This is a genomic window from Anoxybacillus sp. MB8 (genome assembly GCF_011006755.1).
In the GTDB taxonomy this organism is placed as follows: domain Bacteria; phylum Bacillota; class Bacilli; order Bacillales; family Anoxybacillaceae; genus Anoxybacillus; species Anoxybacillus gonensis.
Map to the genome: position 1 here is coordinate 1 of NZ_RXXX01000123.1, position 524 is coordinate 524.

Annotated in this window: 2 rRNA genes; both read left to right on the forward strand. The window is 52.3% G+C overall.

What is annotated here, in order from left to right:
- Window positions 1-86, forward strand: a 23S ribosomal RNA gene (locus EKC99_RS15410); the annotation flags it as partial.
- A gap of 350 nt (window positions 87-436) precedes the next feature.
- Window positions 437-524, forward strand: a 5S ribosomal RNA gene (gene rrf, locus EKC99_RS15415); the annotation flags it as partial.

Sequence of the window (524 nt, forward strand, 5' to 3'; positions counted from 1 at the left end):
TGAAGATGACAAGGTAGATAGGTCCGAGGTGGAAGCGTGGCGACACGTGTAGCTGACGGATACTAATCGATCGAGGACTTAACTAAACACATAAGAAAAGCGTAGGTGACTGTTCAGCCACGAAGAAGGCGAAAGGCCTGCGAGGAGGCTGTTGCCGCCACAGCAGGACTGAAGCCATTCGAGGGGCTAGGAGCCGAAGCTAGACATTACGAAAAGCGAAGAACGGTCCTTGGCGAAGCCCAAGGAAACGTCCGACGGAGTCGAGAGCTTTTGACGAAGACGTGCGTGCACGTCGAACGGAAAAAGCAAAAGGCGTAGGAGGATGTTAGTTCGAAGCTAGACATTACGAAAAGCGTAGGCGACTGCTTAACCTGTTATCTAGTTTTGAAGGAATCATCCTTCACGCCTAAAAAGGCGAAGCGAAAAAGCATGTTTGCTCGGTGACGATGGCGGAGAGGTCACACCCGTTCCCATCCCGAACACGGAAGTTAAGCTCTCCAGCGCCGATGGTAGTTGGCGGGACA